Origin of the sequence: Methylobacter sp. Wu8, assembly GCF_036440755.1 — a bacterium.
Lineage (GTDB): Bacteria > Pseudomonadota > Gammaproteobacteria > Methylococcales > Methylomonadaceae > Methylobacter_A > Methylobacter_A tundripaludum_A.
This window is the reverse complement of the sequence record NZ_JAZGVT010000076.1, coordinates 143,763-162,943: the sequence shown is the minus strand read 5'-3', so window position 1 is coordinate 162,943 and position 19,181 is coordinate 143,763. Positions and strand designations below refer to the sequence as shown.

The 19,181-nt window shown below is 51.4% G+C and carries 21 protein-coding genes and 1 pseudogene; 11 read left to right on the top strand and 11 right to left on the bottom strand.

Features of this window, described 5'->3' with window-relative positions; genetic code table 11:
• Positions 1–109 precede the first annotated feature (109 nt).
• The 7 genes and pseudogenes from V3O24_RS18735 to gshB all read right to left on the bottom strand — a co-directional run bounded on the left by V3O24_RS18735 (position 110) and on the right by gshB (position 5,977).
• Entirely contained in the window at positions 110–1,387 is a 1,278-nt protein-coding gene (locus tag V3O24_RS18735) for a dihydroorotase (protein WP_104422014.1), read from the bottom strand.
• Between the two features lie 119 nt (positions 1,388–1,506).
• Positions 1,507–2,448, bottom strand: a pseudogene (locus V3O24_RS18730) (aspartate carbamoyltransferase catalytic subunit); the annotation flags it as partial.
• Between the two features lie 3 nt (positions 2,449–2,451).
• The gene (gene pyrR / locus V3O24_RS18725) at positions 2,452–2,958 is read right to left on the bottom strand and encodes a bifunctional pyr operon transcriptional regulator/uracil phosphoribosyltransferase PyrR (protein WP_331308342.1); all 507 of its coding nucleotides are present in this window, start codon (positions 2,956–2,958) and stop codon (positions 2,452–2,454) included.
• On the bottom strand, positions 2,959–3,417 hold the full coding sequence (gene ruvX, locus V3O24_RS18720; RefSeq protein WP_331308341.1) for a Holliday junction resolvase RuvX: 459 nt from the start codon (positions 3,415–3,417) through the stop codon (positions 2,959–2,961).
• 83 nt (positions 3,418–3,500) lie between these two features.
• The gene (locus V3O24_RS18715; RefSeq protein WP_104422017.1) at positions 3,501–4,064 is read right to left on the bottom strand and encodes a YqgE/AlgH family protein; all 564 of its coding nucleotides are present in this window, start codon (positions 4,062–4,064) and stop codon (positions 3,501–3,503) included.
• Positions 4,065–4,104: 40 nt separating this feature from the next.
• Positions 4,105–4,983 (bottom strand): TonB family protein, encoded by an 879-nt coding sequence (locus V3O24_RS18710; RefSeq protein WP_331308340.1) that lies wholly within the window; start codon positions 4,981–4,983, stop codon positions 4,105–4,107.
• On the bottom strand, positions 4,958–5,977 hold the full coding sequence (gene gshB, locus V3O24_RS18705; RefSeq protein ID WP_331308339.1) for a glutathione synthase: 1,020 nt from the start codon (positions 5,975–5,977) through the stop codon (positions 4,958–4,960). Before gshB ends, V3O24_RS18710 begins: the two co-directional genes overlap by 26 nt.
• Before the next feature lie 183 nt (positions 5,978–6,160).
• Here gshB and rpmB point away from each other — a divergent pair, with 183 nt between their 5' ends.
• Both rpmB and rpmG read left to right on the top strand, forming a co-directional pair.
• Complete coding sequence (gene rpmB / locus V3O24_RS18700; protein WP_104422019.1) at positions 6,161–6,397, top strand: 50S ribosomal protein L28; 237 nt, start codon at positions 6,161–6,163, stop codon at positions 6,395–6,397.
• A gap of 12 nt (positions 6,398–6,409) precedes the next feature.
• Positions 6,410–6,565: a 50S ribosomal protein L33 gene (rpmG, locus tag V3O24_RS18695; protein WP_006890747.1), complete on the top strand. Its 156-nt coding sequence runs from the start codon at positions 6,410–6,412 to the stop codon at positions 6,563–6,565.
• A 103-nt stretch (positions 6,566–6,668) separates the two neighbouring features.
• Here rpmG and V3O24_RS18690 read toward each other — a convergent pair whose 3' ends face one another.
• The gene (locus V3O24_RS18690; RefSeq protein ID WP_104422020.1) at positions 6,669–8,051 is read right to left on the bottom strand and encodes a cyclic nucleotide-binding domain-containing protein; all 1,383 of its coding nucleotides are present in this window, start codon (positions 8,049–8,051) and stop codon (positions 6,669–6,671) included.
• 136 nt (positions 8,052–8,187) lie between these two features.
• Between V3O24_RS18690 and V3O24_RS18685 the strand changes: the two genes are divergently transcribed.
• From V3O24_RS18685 to V3O24_RS18665, 5 genes are all read left to right on the top strand, one after another.
• Complete coding sequence (locus V3O24_RS18685; RefSeq protein WP_104422021.1) at positions 8,188–9,552, top strand: DegQ family serine endoprotease; 1,365 nt, start codon at positions 8,188–8,190, stop codon at positions 9,550–9,552.
• A 96-nt stretch (positions 9,553–9,648) separates the two neighbouring features.
• The gene (moaB, locus tag V3O24_RS18680) at positions 9,649–10,170 is read left to right on the top strand and encodes a molybdenum cofactor biosynthesis protein B (RefSeq protein WP_331308338.1); all 522 of its coding nucleotides are present in this window, start codon (positions 9,649–9,651) and stop codon (positions 10,168–10,170) included.
• Positions 10,171–10,575 carry a DUF423 domain-containing protein gene (locus tag V3O24_RS18675; RefSeq protein WP_331308337.1) on the top strand — a complete coding sequence of 135 codons (405 nt, stop codon included), beginning with the start codon at positions 10,171–10,173 and terminating at the stop codon, positions 10,573–10,575. It abuts the gene before it with no gap.
• The gene (gene pepN, locus V3O24_RS18670; protein WP_331308336.1) at positions 10,575–13,232 is read left to right on the top strand and encodes an aminopeptidase N; all 2,658 of its coding nucleotides are present in this window, start codon (positions 10,575–10,577) and stop codon (positions 13,230–13,232) included. Before V3O24_RS18675 ends, pepN begins: the two co-directional genes overlap by 1 nt.
• Complete coding sequence (locus V3O24_RS18665; RefSeq protein ID WP_331308335.1) at positions 13,232–13,972, top strand: pteridine reductase; 741 nt, start codon at positions 13,232–13,234, stop codon at positions 13,970–13,972. Before pepN ends, V3O24_RS18665 begins: the two co-directional genes overlap by 1 nt.
• On the opposite strand, the gene folK is transcribed toward V3O24_RS18665, so the two are convergent.
• Positions 13,961–14,461, bottom strand: a complete 501-nt coding sequence (folK, locus tag V3O24_RS18660; RefSeq protein WP_104422026.1) for a 2-amino-4-hydroxy-6-hydroxymethyldihydropteridine diphosphokinase — start codon at positions 14,459–14,461, stop codon at positions 13,961–13,963. The genes V3O24_RS18665 and folK overlap by 12 nt on opposite strands.
• Complete coding sequence (gene folB / locus V3O24_RS18655; RefSeq protein ID WP_331308334.1) at positions 14,458–14,817, bottom strand: dihydroneopterin aldolase; 360 nt, start codon at positions 14,815–14,817, stop codon at positions 14,458–14,460. Before folB ends, folK begins: the two co-directional genes overlap by 4 nt.
• 92 nt (positions 14,818–14,909) lie before the next feature.
• Here folB and plsY point away from each other — a divergent pair, with 92 nt between their 5' ends.
• A complete protein-coding gene (gene plsY / locus V3O24_RS18650) occupies positions 14,910–15,485 on the top strand; it encodes a glycerol-3-phosphate 1-O-acyltransferase PlsY (protein ID WP_219820735.1) in 576 nt (191 codons plus the stop codon).
• Here plsY and tsaD read toward each other — a convergent pair whose 3' ends face one another.
• Positions 15,486–16,496, bottom strand: a complete 1,011-nt coding sequence (gene tsaD / locus V3O24_RS18645; protein WP_331308333.1) for a tRNA (adenosine(37)-N6)-threonylcarbamoyltransferase complex transferase subunit TsaD — start codon at positions 16,494–16,496, stop codon at positions 15,486–15,488.
• Positions 16,497–16,601: 105 nt separating this feature from the next.
• Here tsaD and rpsU point away from each other — a divergent pair, with 105 nt between their 5' ends.
• From rpsU to dnaG, 3 genes are all read left to right on the top strand, one after another.
• On the top strand, positions 16,602–16,835 hold the full coding sequence (rpsU, locus tag V3O24_RS18640; RefSeq protein ID WP_104422029.1) for a 30S ribosomal protein S21: 234 nt from the start codon (positions 16,602–16,604) through the stop codon (positions 16,833–16,835).
• Positions 16,836–16,853: 18 nt separating this feature from the next.
• On the top strand, positions 16,854–17,303 hold the full coding sequence (locus V3O24_RS18635; RefSeq protein WP_104422030.1) for a GatB/YqeY domain-containing protein: 450 nt from the start codon (positions 16,854–16,856) through the stop codon (positions 17,301–17,303).
• 98 nt (positions 17,304–17,401) lie between these two features.
• Positions 17,402–19,153, top strand: a complete 1,752-nt coding sequence (gene dnaG / locus V3O24_RS18630) for a DNA primase (RefSeq protein ID WP_331308332.1) — start codon at positions 17,402–17,404, stop codon at positions 19,151–19,153.
• The last annotated feature ends 28 nt before the right edge of the window (positions 19,154–19,181 follow it).

Here is a 19,181-nt window from a genome sequence, read left to right as displayed (position 1 = left end):
TCTTTCCGTTACTTTAAAAAAGATTATCACCATGAAGGACACGAAGTTTTATTTCTTCGTGCTCTTCGTGTCTTCGTGGTGAATAAAAAATTAGGTGTGGCGCTGAATTTTACAATCGGTGAATAATTTTGCCGGCCTGCAAGGTATGGGTTACCCGCCCTTTGAAGGTTTGCCCCCAGAACGGCGTGTTGGCGCCCTGGCTTTTCCAGTTTTCAGAATTAACCTGCCACTCGAGTTCCGGGTCAAAAATACACACATCGGCAGCAAAACCCGGCGTCAACGCACCGCTGTTTAACTGTAGCACCCGCGCCGGATTTGCGCTCAAGCAGGCGATGCCCTGTTCCAGCGTTATCGCGTGTTGGGCTACCAGCATCAGCATTAACGGCAACAGGGTTTCCAGCGACGACATCCCCGGCTCCGTCTCCGGGAACGCGCCCAGCTTGGCATCCAAATCATGCGGCTGATGGTCTGAACAGATGCTGTTAATCGTGCTGCCGGCCAGTCCTTGTCTCAGATACTGCTTGTCCTCTTCGGTGCGTAACGGCGGCAACACATGATAGGCGCTGTCAAACGGCGTCATATCGTTTTCGGTCAGGTGCAATTGATGGACGGCGACATCGGCGCTGACCTTCAAGCCGTATTTTTTCGCCTGGTGGATTTTAATCACCGAACGCTTGCAGCTTAACTGGCCGAAATGCACCCGGCAGCCGGTCAACTCGGCCAGTTCCAGGCATTGCGCCAAGGCTATGGTTTCGGCGGCTTCGGGAATGCTCGGCAAGCCATAGCGAGTGGCGACTGCGCCTTCATGGGCGCAACCGTTATTGCCGAGCCAAAAATCATTGGACCGGAACATCAACAATAAGTCATGGCTGGCCGCATATTCCATGGCCCGCCTTAAGACCAACAGGTTTTTCACCGGCTGGTTGGCATTGCCGACCGCAATACAGCCTGCCTGTTTCAGCGACAGCATGGAGCTTAATTCCGTGCCTTCCAGTTTCTGGGTCAGCGCGCCGATCGCATAGATTTGCGGGTAGCCGGATTTTTCCGCCAGTTCCTTGATCAGTTCGACAACGGCAGGCGTATCGATGACCGGCGCGGTATCCGGTTGCAGGCACAGCGTGGTGACGCCGGCGCTTGCTGCGGCAAGTACTTCGCTTTTAAATGTCGCTTTGCGGCTGTGTCCCATGTCCCGCAAGCGGGTGCTTAAATCGATAAAGCCGGGACAGACGATTTGATTTTCGGCATCGATAACGGTATCCGGCTTGAAACCGGCCGGTTCGTCAGTCGCCGAAACGATCTTGCCGTCTTCGATATAAACGGAACCGGCGCGGTTTATGCCGTTGGCCGGATCGATGATTCTTCCGTGGTCTATGCGGATTTTCATCATGCGGCTCCTTTATCGCCAGGGATGGCGTGTATGCCAGAAGCCGGTAGGGAACCGGCGTGGCGTTCGCCAGGGATGGTGTGTATGCCGCCAGACCTGCCTGGAGCAGGTGCGGCCGTTTGCATCGCCATCGCCATGACCGCCATGCGCACCGCAATGCCGTTGCTGACTTGTTTGAGTATCACCGACTGCGGGCCGTCCGCAACTTTGGAATCGATTTCCACGCCGCGGTTGATAGGTCCGGGGTGCATAACGATCGCATCGGGCTTGGCGATTTTAAGTTTTTCTTCGGTCAGGCCGAAGCATTTGAAATATTCGCTCTCGCTGGGCAGCAATGCCGAACTCATGCGTTCTTTCTGCAAGCGCAACATCATAACGACATCAATATCTTTAAGCCCTTCGGTCAAATTATGCGAAACGCTCACGCCCAAGCTTTCGACATGCGCGGGCAACAAGGTTTTGGGCGCAATCACCCTGACTTCTGCCGCGCCCAGGGTATTTAAGGCCTGAATCTCCGAACGCGCCACCCTTGAATGCAATATATCACCAATGATAGCCACTCTGAGGCTGGAAAAATCCGGCTTGAGCTGGCGGATCGTGAACATGTCCAGCATGGCCTGGGTCGGATGCGCGTGCTGGCCGTCTCCTGCATTGATGACGCTGATATGCGGCGCGGTCTGTTGGGCGATAAAGTGCGCCGCGCCGCTGAGCGCATGCCGCACCACAAACATATCGACAAACATGGACTCCAGGTTGCGGATGGTGTCGAGCAGGCTTTCGCCTTTTGATGTGGCCGAGGTCGCGATATTCATGTTGATCACGTCGGCGGACAGGCGCGTGGCGGCCAGCTCGAAAGTCGTGCGGGTGCGGGTGCTGTTTTCAAAAAACAGGTTGACGATGGTCTTGCCGCGCAACAGCGGTACTTTTTTGACCTGGTGCTCGGACACACCGGCGAAAGACTCGGCGGTATCGAGAATTTCCGTCAACAGGCTCTTGCTTAGACCCTCGATGGTCAGAAAGTGTTTAAGCTTGCCTTCCGCATTTAATTGCAGGTTATCAGTCATTGCTTATGCCACCGCGTCAATGGTTTCCAGGTGAACGTCCAAGGGTTCGGGGCCGGTCAGCTTGATCCGTTGGCCTGAGGTTAATTTAACGCCGGCGCCGACGCAATCGGGGCACAGCGGGATTTGCCTGCCGTCACGCTCTATCAGTACCGCCAGCACAATCTGGTTCGGTCTGCCGTAATCGAAAATTTCATTCATTGCGGCGCGTATCGTCCTGCCGGTATAAAAAACATCGTCGATCAGGATAATGTCGCGGCCTTCAATGTTGGTCGGCAATTGGCTGGGCTTTACGTTGGGATTGACGCCGATTTGCGAAAAATCGTCCCGGTAAAATGAAATATCCAGCAGCCCCAACGGTTCGCTGATGTTTAACCGCCGGTGCATTTGCTCGGCAATCCATACGCCGCCGGTACGAATGCCTATTATCAATGGGTTAACCAGCTTTCTCTGGTCGATAATGCGTTTTAGCTCGGTTTCCAGGTTATCTAATAATTCGGGAATCTTTAACACTTAATAGTCCTTTCTTGTACGGTCGTTTAGCCAGGTTTGCAGGATAAGCTGGGCGGCGAGTTGATCCTGCACTTCCCAGAGTTTGCTTGCGCTGACGCTGACTTCATCAAACAGCATTTGTTTGGCTTCGAATGTCGACAGGGTTTCGTCCTGTTGAAAAACAGGCAGTTGATAACGCCCTTCCAGCTGCCGGCAAAATTTTAACATGCGCGGCGTCACCGGGTTGTCGGCGCCGTCGTGCTGTTTCGATATGCCGACCACCAAACCGGCAGGGCGCCATTCCTGTATCAGTTTGCCGATGATGTCCCAGTTGGGATTTTGATTGATCGAGCGTATGGTTTGCAGCGGGCTTGCGGTCGCCGTGGTGGTTTGGCCGACGGCCGTGCCTATTTTTTTAGTGCCGAAATCAAAGCCCAGATAGGTATCGGCGTTGGCTTTGGCTAGTAACGGGTCTTGCATAGTTTATATCGCCAGGAATGGTGTGTAGCCCGCAAACCTGCCGGGAGCAGATGCGGCGTCTGGTTGAAGTTCAAACCAAGCAATCAGCCGTGCCCTGCCGGAGCGGTCAGCTGATTAATATCGATACCGATCTGGTCGGCTGCCGCAGTCCAGCGCAAGTTTACCGGCGTATCAAACAAAACTTGCTTGCCGGAAGGCGTATTAAGCCAAGCGTTGTCCATGATTTCTTTTTCCAATTGACCCGCGCCCCAACCGGCGTAACCTAAAGCCACCAGATATTGCTCGGGGCCTTCGCCCGCCGCAATGGCTTCAAGTACGTCGCGGGAAGTCGTCAGGGAAATGGTTTCTGAAACGGGCAAGGTCGCGTGCCAGTCTCCGCCTGACGTATGCACCACAAAACCTCGCTCCTGCTGCACCGGGCCGCCTGCGAAAACGGGCGTTTCAGCGGAAGCGGGTGAAGTGACTTTTATATCCATCTGTTTGAAAATTTCACCCAGCTTCATGTCTGTCGACCTGTTGATAACGATGCCTAAGGCGCCGTCAGCATTGTGTTGACACAAATAGGCGACCGTATGGAAAAAATTGGGGTCCGCCAGGTTGGGCATGGCGATAATAAACTGATCGGTTAAGTAAGTGGTTTGGTTCATGGCGCTTAGTATCAAAGGTTATGGTGACTTAATCAACTGTTTATCGTGCGGTCATGCCGGACTCATCGGAAAATTTCCAGACACGGGTAATCACCAGAACATCCAATTCTTTCTGCAATTCCGGGGGTATCGGTGCAAACGGCGCACTCATACGGACAATTCTTTTTGCCGCCTCATCCAGGGCCGGATTTCCCGAAGACTGGTTGATGCGTATGCTGTAGATGCTGCCATCCGCTTTAATGCCGACATCCATGGTCAAGGTGCCGAAAAAGTTTTTCTTGGCCGCCACTTCCGGGTAATTCAGATTGCCGGTACGCTCTACTTTGTTTTCCCAGTCCTTGATGTATTGAGCGGCAACGTATTTATGGGTGCTGACCGAGTCAACGAATTTTATCTTGGGCTGATCGGCGCTTTGCTGGCTGAGCCTGATTTCAGTGCCCAATTGCGCAATTTGTTGCTGTAGCATCTCCGCCGATAATTGCGGGTGTATTTCGGTATGGCGCCTAACGTCGGGTTTACTTGCGGTAACGATTTTTTTATCCGCTTTTTTCTGGGTAATCAGTTTTTTTTCTGCCTTGGGTTCGCTCTGTTCCGGTGCGCTCTTTTTTATCTGCTTGCTTTGGCTATCGGCCTGTTGGGCCAACTGTTGCGGCGGAGGTTCCGGCTTCCTATCTTGTTCGCCAGCGGCCAGCTGATTTTCCTGGGCCAAAAACTGCGCCTTTTCGGGCGCTTTTCGACTCGGCATATCGACCAGAGTAATATCAATGGACCGGCTGACTTGCTCCGGCTGCGGCGCGGTGAAATTAATCCCCAAACCGATCACAACATGAATGACGGCCGCTATAAATAAAGCGATTAATAATGAATCATTATTAGACAACGGCGCAGGTGGATCAAATATTACCTGATGTGTTCTCATTTATCGCCATAGATGGTGTGTACGCCGTAGACCTGCCGGGAGCAGGTGCGGCAAGGGTGGTTTCGATATGATCCATAAGTTTGCCGCAAATATTCAATCCAAACTGGCGATCCAATTCCTGAACGCAAGTAGGGCTGGTGACATTGATTTCGGTCAGCGTATCGCCAATCACGTCGATCCCGACAAAAACCAGGCCTTTTTCCCGCAATGTAGGCCCTACCTGTTCGGCGATCCACCGATCCCGATCGGTTAATGGCCGGCCTTCGGCCCGTCCGCCGGCCGCCAGATTGCCGCGGGTCTCGCCTTGAGCGGGGATACGCGCCAACGCATAGGGTATGACCTCGCCGTTAACCAGCAATATGCGCTTATCGCCGTCTACAATTTGCGGCAGGTACTTTTGCGCCATCACATAGCGGCTGTTGTACTGGGTCATGGTTTCCAGGATCACGCTGAGATTGGGATCGCCCTGGCGCAAATGGAAAATGGAGGTGCCGCCCATGCCGTCCAAGGGCTTTAGGATTATTTCGCCTTGCTCCAGCAAAAAGTCCCGGATTCTGGCAGGCTCCCTTGCCACCAAGGTTTCCGCGCAACATTGTGGAAACCATGCGGTAAAAAGCTTTTCATTGGCGTCCCGTAACGACTGCGGTTTGTTGATCACATAAGCACCCATGCTTTCCGCGCGTTCCAGCAGGTAAGTTGCGTAAATATATTCCTGGTCGAAAGGCGGATCCTTGCGCATCATGATTACATCGAGCCCGTCCAGAGCAATATCCTGCTCTGCGGTAAACTCGTACCAGTTTTTTTCATCCCGCTGAACTTTAATCGTCCGCGTTCTGGCGTAAGCTCTGCCGTTTCTCAGAAACAGGTCGTTGAGTTCCATGTAATGCAACTCCCAGCCTCTGACCTGGGCTTCGAGTAACATCGCAAAACTAGTATCTTTTTTTATGTTGATATGATCGATGGAGTCCATGACCATGCCGAGCTTAATAAGCATTATTTTTTCCTGATGATTACGGTAGACGAAAGACAAAGGACGAAAGGTTAAAAAACCATTGCGCCTTTTGCCTTTTGCCCTTAATCTTTCGCCTTATTTTATAGATTGTTATTTACCTTGAAAAGATTTTTTGGTATAAAGCTCGGCTAACTTTTGAATTTAGGCACGCATTAGGGGTTAATCATGTCCAGAGTATGTCAAGTAACAGGCAAACGCCCGGTTACAGGTAACAACGTTTCACACGCTAACAACAAAACTAAAAGACGCTTTTGTCCGAATCTGCAACATCACAGATTCTGGGTAGAGAGCGAAAACCGCTGGGTTCGCCTCAGAATTTCCACCAAAGGCATGCGTATCATTGACAAGAGAGGCATCGATGCTGTTCTTGCCGATTTGCGTAAAGCCGGCGACATCTCTTAAGAGGATAAAAAAATGCGCGATAAAATTAAATTGATTTCGACCGAAGGCACCGGACACTTCTATACAACAACAAAAAACAAGCGGACTATGCCCGAAAAAATGGAGATCAAAAAATTTGATCCCGTTGTCCGCAAACACGTTATATATAAAGAAGCCAAAATCAAATAACCATCCGATTTTAAAAGTTTCTTTCCGGCAATCGCTCCACGAGCGAACCGAGCTATCATAACCCGACATCTGCTGTTTTGACTGTCGGGTTACGCTGCCGCTCTTATCCCCCTTTTAGCCTATCCAGCACCTGGGTTAACTTCTCCATCTGCTTGTGCAATATTCGACATTGCTTCTCGGCATGTTGCTTGTCAAATTCCAGTTTCATGCACTTATCGTTGAGCTGTTGATTGGTGTTTCTGAGCGTTTCATTTTCCAATTTAAGAGCTCTTATTTGATCTTCCAGGATGCCTGCCGGGACGTCTGTCACCAAATTATCGATGAGGCGTTTTTGCTCAATCTCCCGAGGAAGACTCTCAATCCGTACCCCAGCGGCAAAAGAGGCTTTATCTTCCGGCTCCGGCTTCATCGCCAAGGATGATGCGCCTGCCGCAAGCCCGCCGCCAGGCGCAAGACCTTCCATCCCCCCCGCCAAAATCATCGCGTTAATCTTATGCCTGAGCAATAAAAATGCCGCAGCTTCGCTGATCCTGCCGTCCCGGCAAACCACAACAACAGGCTTGTCATGATTGAACGTCTTAAGTTGCATTCTTAACGAGAAAAAAGGCGCATTGATGCTGTCGTCAAGATGCTGGTCTTCATAATCATCTTGAGAACGGACATCGAGCAAAATAGCTCCGTGTTTTACCGCCTCCTGCATTCCGGCATAATCGACAAACTTTAAAGAGGGCTCCTTTATCAAGGATATAAATCGATTTTTATCCAAACGCAATAACACGATGTCCGTCAGCGCCGTAATGGTTACGTTTCTAGGCGCGCCGGAAAGCAACGCATCTTCACCGAAAGTGTCGCCATTACCCAGTTGAGCTAATTTGATCTCTTTGGCATTAGGTGACGGCTTGCGCGTTAACAGGCATTGACCATTCTTAATCAAATAATAGTAATCGCCGGTGCCGCCTTGCTCGAGTATGGTTTCGCCCTTTTTAAAATGGACGGCCTCCAGCCCCATTAATATCTTTTGCAAATTGGCCGGGGGAAGGCGCTGAAAAATGGGTGATCTCAATAACACCGTCATCCAGTCATCTGGATCGCCTTCAGTCTCGTCAATGACCATGTAGCTATTGTCCTCATAAGCAAGGGGTGGGGGATTATTAACAATATCAGCGTTCAGCCGCAAAAAACGCACTCTTCCGTTCGCGACTGCATCGATCTTTCTTGGTATCTGGTGCGCTAACGCAAATCTGGCCGAGTCGCTGCCCGCTGCAATGACTTCAACAACCAACCCGGCCGCCTGAAGAGCAACCTCGCCGCTTATCAGGTAAACAAGCTGGGAAACCGAATCGCCTTTTTTAAACAAGCATCCGTCTTGTATCTCTTCGATCGTCATTTCGGCGCATAACGCATTAAACTGAGCGCCCGGCAATGTTGCGAGCGGGATTAGCTTACGAATAATCAGTCCATCTTCAGAATTGACGTCTACGGTCATTTCAACATTCTAAGCAAGATAACCGTTAAATGACAGTGTTGATTGTTTAAAAAATCAACTTTGGCACACCTTGTATTAAACATTTTTACATATATATTAGGGATCATGCATGTTTAACAAACCCCGGAAAATCATGATGAATGCTAAATCAGTAAAACAACTGTTATTTATAATAGCGCTTTTACCCGCTTATTTTTGTATAACGTCGAGCGTACAGGCGGCTTTGCCGACCTACGCAGAGGGCCAGGCATTACCATCTCTTGCTCCGATGCTTGAGCGCAGCATGCCGGCAGTGGTCAATATTTCAACCTCAACCAATATCCTGGTCAGTGAAAACCCACTGATGCAGGATCCGTATTTTCGCCAGTTTTTTAATGTGCCCAATCAGCTGCGGCAACAGCAAAAAAACAGCTTAGGCTCGGGCGTCATTATCGACAACCTCCAAGGCCTGGTTTTAACCAATAACCATGTTATCGATAAAGCCGACAAGATCATGGTGACCCTGAATGACGGCCGCCAGCTTTCCGCTAAACTGATCGGCACCGATCCTGAAGCGGATGTCGCCATCATCCAGATTCCCGCCGAAAACTTAACGATGTTGCCGATTGCAGATTCCAGCCAACTGAGAGTCGGCGACTTTGTTGTCGCTATCGGCAACCCGTTCGGATTGGGCCAGACCGTCACCTCCGGCATAGTCAGCGCTTTGGGCCGCTCCGGCTTGGGCATTGAAGGCTACGAGGATTTTATCCAAACCGACGCCTCGATCAATCCCGGCAATTCGGGGGGCGCACTGGTTAACCTTCGCGGCGAACTGGTCGGCATGAATACGGCCATCCTCGCCCCCAGCGGCGGCAATGTCGGCATCGGCTTTGCGATCCCGTCCAATATGGTTGTCACCATCAAGGATTCGTTGGTCAAGCACGGCGAGGTTCGGCGCGGCTTACTTGGCGTCACCACGCAGGACCTGACGCCCGAACTGGTCAAGGCGTTTGATTTAAAAAACAAGCACGGCGCCGCGATCAGCCGGATCGAAAACAACTCACCCGCCGCGAAAGCGGGGCTGGAACCCGGCGACATTATTGTTGCCGCCAATGGCCGCCCGATTAAAAACAGCCATGACATACGCAATGTCGTCGGCCTGATGCAAATTGGCGATAAAGTCGAGCTGGAATATTTCCGGGGTAACGAAAAAAAACAAGTCACCGCCACGATCGGCAAGCAGGAATTGCCGCAACTGGCGGGAGACAAGCTGCATCGCACCTTGCAGGGCACACTGTTAAGCACGCCGCTGAAAAACCAGATTGAAGGCGTTTTAATTGAAAAAATAGACACGACATCCAATGCCTGGCGCGTAGGCTTGCGCCCCGGCGACGTTATCGTATCGGCGAATCGCTACCGTGTTCACAACCTGGAGGAACTAAAACAGGTGATTGATCCTAATGGCGCTTTGCTGATTAACATCCAGCGAGGAGAAGAAGGGTTCTTTGTTGTGTTAAAGTAGTCAGATGAAAGGCGCAAGGCAAAGGGCGAAAGATGCATACTTTCGAACCTTGCACCTTCGCCTTTCGCCCTTTGCCTTTCGCCTTTTATTAAAAACATGCCTACAGACAGAAAATTCATCCCCTTAAACATCGCCATATTGGTCGTTTCCGACAGTCGCACCGATGCCGATGACGTTTCCGGCAAAACGCTGGCGGAACGCGCAGCCGATGCCGGGCATCAGGTTATCGAAAAGAAAATAGTGCCTGACGACATTTATCAAATCAGGGCGGCTGTCTCGAACTGGATTGCCGCTGATGAGGTTAATGTCGTGATCAGCACCGGCGGCACCGGCGTAACCGGCAGGGACGGCACGCCTGAGGCGGTTACGCCGTTGCTGGACAAGCTGCTGGACGGTTTTGGCGAGGTCTTCAGAATGCTTTCCTACCAGGACATTAAAACCTCAACCATCCAATCCAGGGCGATTGCCGGCGTCGCCAATGCAACCTACATTTTTTGCCTGCCCGGCTCGTCGGGCGCTTGTCGCACCGCTTGGGACGACTTAATCAAAGATCAACTCGATCACCGCACCCGACCCTGCAATCTGGTGCAGCTGATGCCCAGACTGATGGAAAAATAAATGAAATCGATTTTTTTATTTCTCGGCGCATTAAGCGCATTGATCGGCGTCGGCATGGGCGCATTTGGCGCTCATGGTTTGAAAGCCGTCATCAGCCCGGAGCTGTTGGCCATCTACCAAACCGGTGTGACGTATCAAATGTACCATGCGCTGAGCCTGATCGGCGTTGCGCTGATCAGCCGGCAAGCGTCGGACTCCAGATTATTGCACTGGGCCGGATGGTTGATGTTCGCGGGCATCTTGCTGTTTTCCGGCAGCTTGTATTTACTGGCTATCCTCAATCTTAACTGGCTAGGCATGATCACCCCCATTGGCGGTGTTTGTTTTTTAACAGCTTGGTTACTCATCACTCTTTTCGCAGCCAAAATCATCAGGGCTTCCGATCACCACAGCAGGTATAAATAATGCGCGACCCTAATCCACAAACCATTTATCTAAAAGACTACACCGTACCCGAATATCTGGTTCACAGCGTCGCCTTAAAGTTTACCCTGGACGACGAAAACACCTTGGTCAGTTCGCGGCTCACGCTAAGCCGCAACCCTGCGAGCCAGTCCCGCGACACCTCGCTGACCTTGTCGGGCGAAAACCTGAAACTGATCCGCGTTAACCTGGATGACGGCGACTTAAGCAAGGCTCAATACCTGCAAACCCAGGACTCGTTAATCATTCATGATGTCCCGCAGCAGCAGCGCTTTGTGCTGACCATCGACAACACAATCAACCCGAAAGCCAACACCGCTTTGGAAGGGTTGTACCTGTCCAACGGCATGCTATGCACCCAGTGCGAGGCGGAAGGCTTCAGGAAAATCACCTATTTCCTCGATCGCCCCGATGTGATGACGCTGTTCACCACGACGCTGGTCGGCGACAAAGACCGCTATCCGGTTCTGTTATCCAACGGCAACAAAGTCGCTGAAGGGGAGCTGCCGGATAACCGCCACTGGGTGACCTGGGAAGACCCGTTCAACAAGCCGTGCTATCTGTTCGCACTGGTTGCGGGGCAGCTGGAATGCATCGGCGACCGTTTTACCACGCAGTCCGGCCGAGACATCGACCTGCAAATCTTTGTCGAAAAACACGACATCGACAAATGCGACCATGCGATGCAATCGCTGAAAAACGCGATGAGCTGGGATGAACAAGTGTACGGCCGCGAGTACGACCTCGATTTATATATGATCGTCGCGGTGGGCCACTTCAACATGGGCGCGATGGAAAACAAGGGGCTTAACGTATTCAACACCAAGTTCGTATTGGCGCGCCCCGATACCGCGACCGACTCCGATTATGAACATATTGAAGGCGTGATCGGCCATGAATATTTCCATAACTGGACCGGCAACCGCATCACCTGCCGGGACTGGTTCCAGCTCAGCTTGAAAGAAGGCTTTACGGTATTCCGCGACCAGGAGTTTACCGGCGACCGTACCTCCAAGGCCGTTAAACGCATCGAAGATGTCAACATGCTGCGCACCCGCCAGTTTGCCGAAGACGCAGGCCCTCTGGCGCATCCGATACGCCCCGACGCCTATATAGAAATCAACAATTTTTACACCCTGACCGTGTATGAAAAAGGCGCCGAAGTGGTGCGGATGATCCACACCCTGCTGGGTGCTGAAGGCTTTCGCAAAGGCAGCGATTTGTATTTTGAGCGTCATGACGGGCAGGCAGTGACTTGCGATGATTTTGTCAGCGCAATGGAAGACGCCAACGGCGTTGACCTAAGCCAGTTCCGCCGCTGGTATTCCCAAGCCGGAACGCCGGTATTAAGCGTCCGCCAGCACTACGACTCATCCGCGCAAACCCTGACGCTGACCATCGGCCAAAGCTGCCCGCCGACTCCGGGGCAGCCGGTTAAAGAGCCGCTGCATATTCCGGTGACTGTGGGTTTGCTTAACAAAGACGGCTCCGTAGCGCCTTGCAAGCTGCAAGGCGGCGATCAAGTCTGCGATGAAGTCATACTGCAACTCACGCAATCCGAACAGGCTTTTACCTTTGAAGGTTTAAACGAACAACCGATCGTTTCGATCCTGAGAGGCTTTTCAGCGCCGGTTAAACTGACGATCGAGCGCAGCCTGGATGAGCTGGCGTTCTTACTAAGCTACGACAGCGACACCTTTAACCGCTGGGAAGCCGGACAGCAATTGGCCGGACAGATCATTACAGGGCTGATTGCCGACCTGCAAAACGGCCGGGACATGGCCGTCAATCCGATCATGATCAATGCCTTTAAACAGGTGCTGGAGCAACCGTGGGACGACTTGTCGTATTTTTCTTTGCTGTTAAGTCTGCCCTCGGAAACCTATCTGGCCGAACAAATGCAGATTGTCGATGTGGAAGCCATCCATGCCGCCCGCGAGTTTGTCACGTTGACGTTGGCCGAACAGCTGCAATCGCAGTTCCAGGCGTTATATCAAGGTAATCATCGGGATGAATCGGGAAAATTCGACGCCGGAGCAATAGGCCGCAGGCGCATCAAAAACACCTGCTTGAGTTATTTAAGCAAGCTGGAAAACAGTCACATCCATAAACTGTCGCAGCAGCAATTTAACACCGCCAAAAACATGACCGACCAAATGGCGGCGTTAGCGGTCATCGTCAATAACCCGCATCCGGCCAAGCAGCAGTGCCTGGACAGTTTTTATCACCAATGGCGGGACGAAGCCCTGGTTATCGACAAATGGTTTGCGCTGCAAGCCTCCGGCAGTATGCCCGACACTTTTGCGACCGTTCAGGCGTTAATGCGGCACCCGGCGTTCGACTTGAAAAACCCGAACCGCGTCAGGTCGTTGATAGGCGCATTCAGCCAGTCCAATCCGCTGCATTTTCACGCGGCCGACGGGCAAGGCTATCGCTTCCTCGCCGACCAGATTATCGCGCTGAACACCTTGAACCCGCAGATCGCCTCGCGCATGGTCGGCGCATTAACATCGTGGCGCAGATACGATGAAGGCAGGCAAGCGCTGATGAAGGCGCAGTTGGAACGGATCATGACCACCGAAGCGATTTCCAAGGATGTCTACGAAGTGGCGAGTAAAAGTCTGGCTCAACAAGCCTGATGAAAGCCGCCGCCCAAAATGTGCTGATTACCGGCGCAGCCAAGCGCATAGGCGCGGCTTGTGCCCGGTTGCTGCATAGCGAAGGCTGCAATGTTTTTCTGCATTACCGGTCTTCCGCGGCAGAGGCGCAACAGCTTTGCGATGAACTGAATCATCTGCGGCCCGGTTCGGCAAAAGTCATGCAGGCAGACTTACTGAACATGGCCGAGCTGGAGGCTGTCGCCCACGAAGCCTGCATGGCTTGGGGCGGCATCGATGTATTGGTCAATAATGCATCGTCCTTTTATCCGACGGCGCTGGCTGATGTGACCGAACGGCAGTGGGACGAGCTAGTGGGCAGTAACTTGAAAGCGCCGTTTTTCCTGGCGCAAGCGCTGGCAAAGACCTTGGCCGACAATAACGGCTGCATCGTCAATATTGTCGACATCCATGCCGAACGGGGCTTAAGCGGTTATCCGGTGTACAGTATCGCAAAAGGCGGACTGGCTGCGATGACCAAGGTCTTAGCCAAGGAGTTGGGACCCGCTGTCCGGGTCAACGCGGTGGCTCCGGGAGCGATACTCTGGCCTGACAACGATTTATCCGAATCGGCCAAGCTGGAGATACTGCACCGGGTGGCTTTAAAGCGCAGCGGTGAACCCAATGATATTGCCAAGGCGGTGCTTTTTTTGATTAAGGATGCCGATTACATCACCGGCCAAATATTGACCGTCGATGGCGGCCGCACCCTATTTTGTTGAAGCCCAGGACGGCATGACGCGCTTTTGCCTGAGATCGGTCTTGTCGAATTGCTGCCACAGCTCGGCATAACTGATGTGATTGACAGGATGTTTCAGGGCAGGGGCGATTTCCGCCAAAGGTTCAAGCACAAAAGCGTAATGCTCGATTTCATCACGGGGTATTTGCAGGCGGCCATCGTTGACGATCAGCTCTCCGTATAGAATCAGATCCAGATCGAGGGTTCGCGCCGCAAACTTCCGGCTGTCGGGCGTGCGGCCGTTATCCAGCTCAATTTGCCTGAGCTGTTTTGCAACCGCTTTCACTTCTAAATCGGAGTCGAAACCGACCACGAGATTGTAGAAAACGTCGCCGGTAAAGCCGACGGCTTCGGATTCGTAAATACTTGAAACCGTCAGTTTTCCGAAGGCTTGTTCAAGCGCCCTGAGGCTGGCAGGAATGTGTACATCCTTGTTTATGTTGCTGCCGATGCTGATATAGCCTCTGGTCACGATTTTTTCTCCCCCCGCTCAATGATAATGCCGACATCGCTGGCGCCGCTGATCGCGCCTTTTTTATTCAGGGTTACTTTTACCCAAGACACGTTAAATTCGTTGCGAATAATGTCGGCAATTTCCGAAATTAATCTTTCCACCAGAAAAAACTGGCTGGACTCGACAAAAGAAATAACCCGGTGAGAAACCGTTTTGTAATCAAGCGTATGTTGAATGTCATCGGTTTCTGCGGCTTTTTGAATGTCGAAAGCCATCTCAATATCCAGGATGACTGTTTGCTTGGTCACTCTTTCCCAATCGTAAATGCCGATGATGGTTTTAATTTCCAGGCCGCCTAAAAATATGATGTCCATAGTGATTTCCGGTTATGATGCGTGTTTTTTTAAACCGCCAAGTATCAGGGAAACTCCCTGCGCTTACAAGTTCTGAATGATGAAAAGGTTACATGATGGTTGAATGGTTGTTTATTCCGGCCGCCTATTTGATAGGCTCAATTTCCAGTGCAATTATTATCTGCCGCATGATGGGATTGCCCGATCCCCGCGAGCAGGGCTCGGGCAATCCCGGCGCAACCAATGTGATGCGTATCGGCGGAAAAAAAGCAGCGGCGATTACCCTGCTGGGCGATTCGCTGAAAGGATTGATCCCGGTTTATGCCGCGAATGTGTTGGGACTGCCTCTTGAGTTAGTTGCGGCGACCGGCTTGGCGGCGTTTATAGGCCACCTCTACCCGGTATTTTTCGGTTTTAAAGGCGGCAAAGGCGTTGCGACATCGGTCGGCGTGTTGCTCGGTTTTTTCTGGGCGCTCGGTCTTGCGTTCATGGCGACCTGGTACCTAATTTATAAGCTGGGCAAGATTTCATCCTTGTCCGCGTTAGTCGCCTCGACCCTGTCGCCGGTTTTTGCCTGGTTTATAGTCGGCAACGAGGCCATCGTTGCCGCTTCCGCAGTGATGACGGTGTTCTTGCTATGGCGACACAAGAGCAATATTCAACGCTTGCTGGCCGGCCAAGAAGCCTGATCAACAGCCGGATAACTCACTAATCGGCCAACGAGGGCGGGCATAAATTTCCAGCCCTTGTTGCTGGCCCGCCATTAAACGCTGACAACCCGCATAGGCAATCATTGCGCCGTTATCGGTGCAAAATTGCAGCCGGGGAAAATAAAGCCGGGCATTTTCCTTGGCAACCATTTGGGTTAAGGATGCTCGGATTTGCTTGTTGGCGCTGACGCCTCCGGCAACAACCAGTCGTTTCAGGCTGGTTTGCTGCAAGGCCCGCTTGCATTTGATGCTGAGCGTCTCGGCAACCGCCTGCTGGAATGCGGCTGCGACATCGGCTTTATCTTGATCTGTCTTTCCAGAGGCGTTAACGGCATTCAACGTGAAAGTTTTTAAGCCGCTAAAGCTAAAGTCCAATCCGGGACGGTCTGTCATCGGACGGGGAAATTTAATCTGCGGCTTACCCTGTTCTGCCAATGCGGACAGTTTCGGTCCGCCGGGATAGCCCAAGCCCAGCATTTTTGCGGTCTTATCAAACGCTTCACCGGCAGCATCATCAAGGGATTCGCCTAATAGTTGATAGCGGCCGATTCCCTCAACCCGCACAAGCAAGGTATGCCCCCCGGAAATCAGCAACGCGACAAAAGGAAATTCCGGCGGGTTTTCTTCCAACATGGGCGCCAGCAAATGACCTTCCATGTGATGAACGGCAAGTGCGGGAATTTGCCACGCCCAAGCCAGGCTTCTGGCCGTTGCCGCGCCAACCAGCAACGCCCCCATCAGGCCGGGACCTGCGGTGTAGGCAATGCCGTTAATATCGCTGCCGGTCAATCCGCTTTCTTTTAGGCATTGCTTGATCAGGGGCACCAGTTTCCGAATATGGTCGCGCGATGCCAGTTCGGGGACGACGCCGCCGTATTCGCTATGCATATCGACTTGACTGTATAAAAGATGGCTGCACAGGCCGTGTTCGGAATGATAAATGGCGACGCCGGTTTCGTCACAAGAGGTTTCTATGCCTAAAACGTACATTGAGTTTTTGAAATTTATAAAAGTAAAGGTATAATTAAGGGTTCTGTTTGTTCAGTGGATTAAAAATCCTAACTTTTTAAATATTAACATATTTGGGTCATTATAATGCCGTCAGTAAAAATCAAAGAAAACGAACCATTTGATATTGCGATTCGCCGCTTCAAACGCGCTTGTGAAAAAGCCGGTGTATTGGCAGAAGTGCGTCGCCGCGAGTTTTATGAAAAACCAACCGCAGAACGCAAACGCAAAGGCGCCGCCGCCGTTAAACGTCACTTGAAGAAATTAGCGCGTGAACGTTACGCACTGAAAAATCTACGTCGCGGACGCCCTGTACTGTAAAGGATCAAGGTTAATACGATGGATTTGTTAATAGATCGCATCAAGGACGACATGAAAGCCTCCATGAAAGGCGGCGATAAAGCAAGACTGGGTGTAATCCGCTTGATTTTGGCCGCCATCAAGCAGGTGGAAGTCGACGAGCGCATTGTCTTGGATAATGAACGGATTATCATGGTTCTCGACAAGATGCTCAAACAGCGCCGCGAATCCATCCGCCAATTTTCCGAGGCCGGCCGGGACGACCTGGTAGCCATTGAAGAGGCCGAAATTCCGGTGATTCAGGACTTCTTGCCTCAAGCCCTGACCGAGACCGAAATTGATTTAATGGTTAAGGACGCTGTTGCAGAATCCGGCGCCGAATCAATTAAGGATATGGGCAAGGTCATGGCTTTGCTTAAAGTAAAAATGCAGGGGCGCGCCGACATGTCGGTTGTGAGCAATAAAATCAAAGCCTCACTAGCTGGATAGTTTCTTTGCTGATTTTTGTCTGCAACTGATTCTGCGCCGCCTAAAGCACCTGTTTTTGGCGTTTATCTCCTACATCCCTGCAACCGCCGGAGCATTGCGTGTCAGGTAGAATCCCTCGCGAATTTATTGACGAGCTTTTGGTGCGGGTTGATATTGTCGATTTGATCGACTCGCATGTCCCTCTAAAAAAAACGGGTAACAATTTTGTCGCTCGCTGCCCTTTCCATACCGAAAAAACCCCCAGCTTTTCCGTAAACCGAAAAAAGCAATTCTTTTATTGCTTTGGCTGCGGAGCCAGCGGCAACGCCATTAGCTTTCTAATGGATTTTAGCCATCTTGACTTTGTTGAGGCCGTTGAAGACCTAGCAGGATTTGCAGGGATCGAAGTACCCAGAGAATCAGTCGAATATCAATCAACACAAAAAAAAGGAGACCTAAACGATCTGTATGCGCTAATGGAGAAAGCAGCAGCCTTTTACGCGGATCAGCTGCGAACTAGCGCCGAAGGAAAAAAGGCCGTTGAATACTTAAAAAGCAGAGGCGTCAGCGGCGATTGCGCCAGCGACTTCATGCTGGGCTACGCACCTGACGAATGGCAAGCTTTGGCGAATCAATTTGACCAGAAACTATTGCTTGAGGCCGGCATGCTAGTCAGCAAAGAAGGCGGGCAGATTTATGATCGCTTTCGCGGTCGCATCATGTTTCCGATCAGGGATAAACGCTCCCGCATCATCGGCTTTGGCGGGCGAGTACTCGATAATTCTTTGCCCAAGTACTTGAATTCCCCGGAAACGCCCTTATTTCACAAAGGCAAGGAAGTTTACGGCTTATATGAGCTACTGGAAAAGAATGCCAAACCCCAGAGGATTTTGATTGTTGAGGGCTATATGGATGTTATCGCCTTAGCTCAGTTCGGCATCCATTACGCGGTCGCAGCGCTCGGGACGGCGGCATCGCAAGCCCACCTGGATTTATTATTCCGGTTTACCTCGGAACTGATATTTTGTTTCGATGGAGATAAAGCTGGGCGGGAAGCAGCATGGAGAGCAATGGAACCGGCCTTTTCCAGCTTAAAGGATGGGCGACAGATTCGCATTATGCTGTTACCACAAAATCATGACCCCGATTCACTGATAAGAGAAGAGGGAATTGACGGCTTTACTGCCCGTGTACAGGCAGCCGAAACCTTATCGGAATATTTTTTTGGACGCGTCTCGAACGAACTGAATCTGTCCGAAATGGAGGGCCGAGCACAACTGGTAAACAAAGCTAAGCCGTATCTGGAAAAATTGCCGGAGAGTATTTTTAAAGAAATGATGCTTGCCCGACTAAAAGAATTATCGGGCTGGACCGGCCTGGATGTTTTGGAGAATACAGCTACACTTACTCCCAAGCAAAGCTCAAAACAGCGCCCGGAAATACATAGAAAACCACTACCAAATAGCGGCAGATTATCTTCGGCGCGCGTAGCGATCGCCTTGCTGATCCAGAACCCTCGACTGGCCGAGATAGTTGAGCAACGCGAAATTGACTGGGACGGACTGGAATTCAAAGGCGCCGCCTTATTTATGAATATCCTGCAAACGATTGCAGATAAAAACCCGGCAACCATGCCTGTCTTGGTGGAGTGCTATCGAGACGCCACCGAAGAAAAACCTATAAAAGCCTTGGCTTTTTTAGACTTACAGGTTCCTGACGACAAGATAGAGACGGTATTTTGCGACGCACTGAACAGGCTATTAATCCAAGCCAGAGAAGCCAGTTTGGCTAGACTGCTGGATAAAGACAAGATCAGAGGATTGGATGCACAGGAGAAAGAGCTGCTGCGAAAAATGCTGACAGCTAAATAGTTTGGTGCAAAATAATAGGAATTTGTAG

Coding starts and splice junctions, on each gene's coding strand:
- V3O24_RS18735 (WP_104422014.1), bottom strand. CDS start 1,387: ATGATGAAAATCCGCATAGACCACGGAAGAATCATCGATCCGGCCAAC.
- ruvX (WP_331308341.1), bottom strand. CDS start 3,417: ATGCAAGACCCGTTACTAGCCAAAGCCAACGCCGATACCTATCTGGGC.
- V3O24_RS18715 (WP_104422017.1), bottom strand. CDS start 4,064: ATGAACCAAACCACTTACTTAACCGATCAGTTTATTATCGCCATGCCC.
- V3O24_RS18710 (WP_331308340.1), bottom strand. CDS start 4,983: ATGAGAACACATCAGGTAATATTTGATCCACCTGCGCCGTTGTCTAAT.
- gshB (WP_331308339.1), bottom strand. CDS start 5,977: ATGCTTATTAAGCTCGGCATGGTCATGGACTCCATCGATCATATCAAC.
- rpmB (WP_104422019.1), top strand. CDS start 6,161: ATGTCCAGAGTATGTCAAGTAACAGGCAAACGCCCGGTTACAGGTAAC.
- rpmG (WP_006890747.1), top strand. CDS start 6,410: ATGCGCGATAAAATTAAATTGATTTCGACCGAAGGCACCGGACACTTC.
- V3O24_RS18690 (WP_104422020.1), bottom strand. CDS start 8,051: ATGACCGTAGACGTCAATTCTGAAGATGGACTGATTATTCGTAAGCTA.
- V3O24_RS18685 (WP_104422021.1), top strand. CDS start 8,188: ATGAATGCTAAATCAGTAAAACAACTGTTATTTATAATAGCGCTTTTA.
- moaB (WP_331308338.1), top strand. CDS start 9,649: ATGCCTACAGACAGAAAATTCATCCCCTTAAACATCGCCATATTGGTC.
- V3O24_RS18675 (WP_331308337.1), top strand. CDS start 10,171: ATGAAATCGATTTTTTTATTTCTCGGCGCATTAAGCGCATTGATCGGC.
- pepN (WP_331308336.1), top strand. CDS start 10,575: ATGCGCGACCCTAATCCACAAACCATTTATCTAAAAGACTACACCGTA.
- V3O24_RS18665 (WP_331308335.1), top strand. CDS start 13,232: ATGAAAGCCGCCGCCCAAAATGTGCTGATTACCGGCGCAGCCAAGCGC.
- folB (WP_331308334.1), bottom strand. CDS start 14,817: ATGGACATCATATTTTTAGGCGGCCTGGAAATTAAAACCATCATCGGC.
- plsY (WP_219820735.1), top strand. CDS start 14,910: ATGATGGTTGAATGGTTGTTTATTCCGGCCGCCTATTTGATAGGCTCA.
- tsaD (WP_331308333.1), bottom strand. CDS start 16,496: ATGTACGTTTTAGGCATAGAAACCTCTTGTGACGAAACCGGCGTCGCC.
- rpsU (WP_104422029.1), top strand. CDS start 16,602: ATGCCGTCAGTAAAAATCAAAGAAAACGAACCATTTGATATTGCGATT.
- V3O24_RS18635 (WP_104422030.1), top strand. CDS start 16,854: ATGGATTTGTTAATAGATCGCATCAAGGACGACATGAAAGCCTCCATG.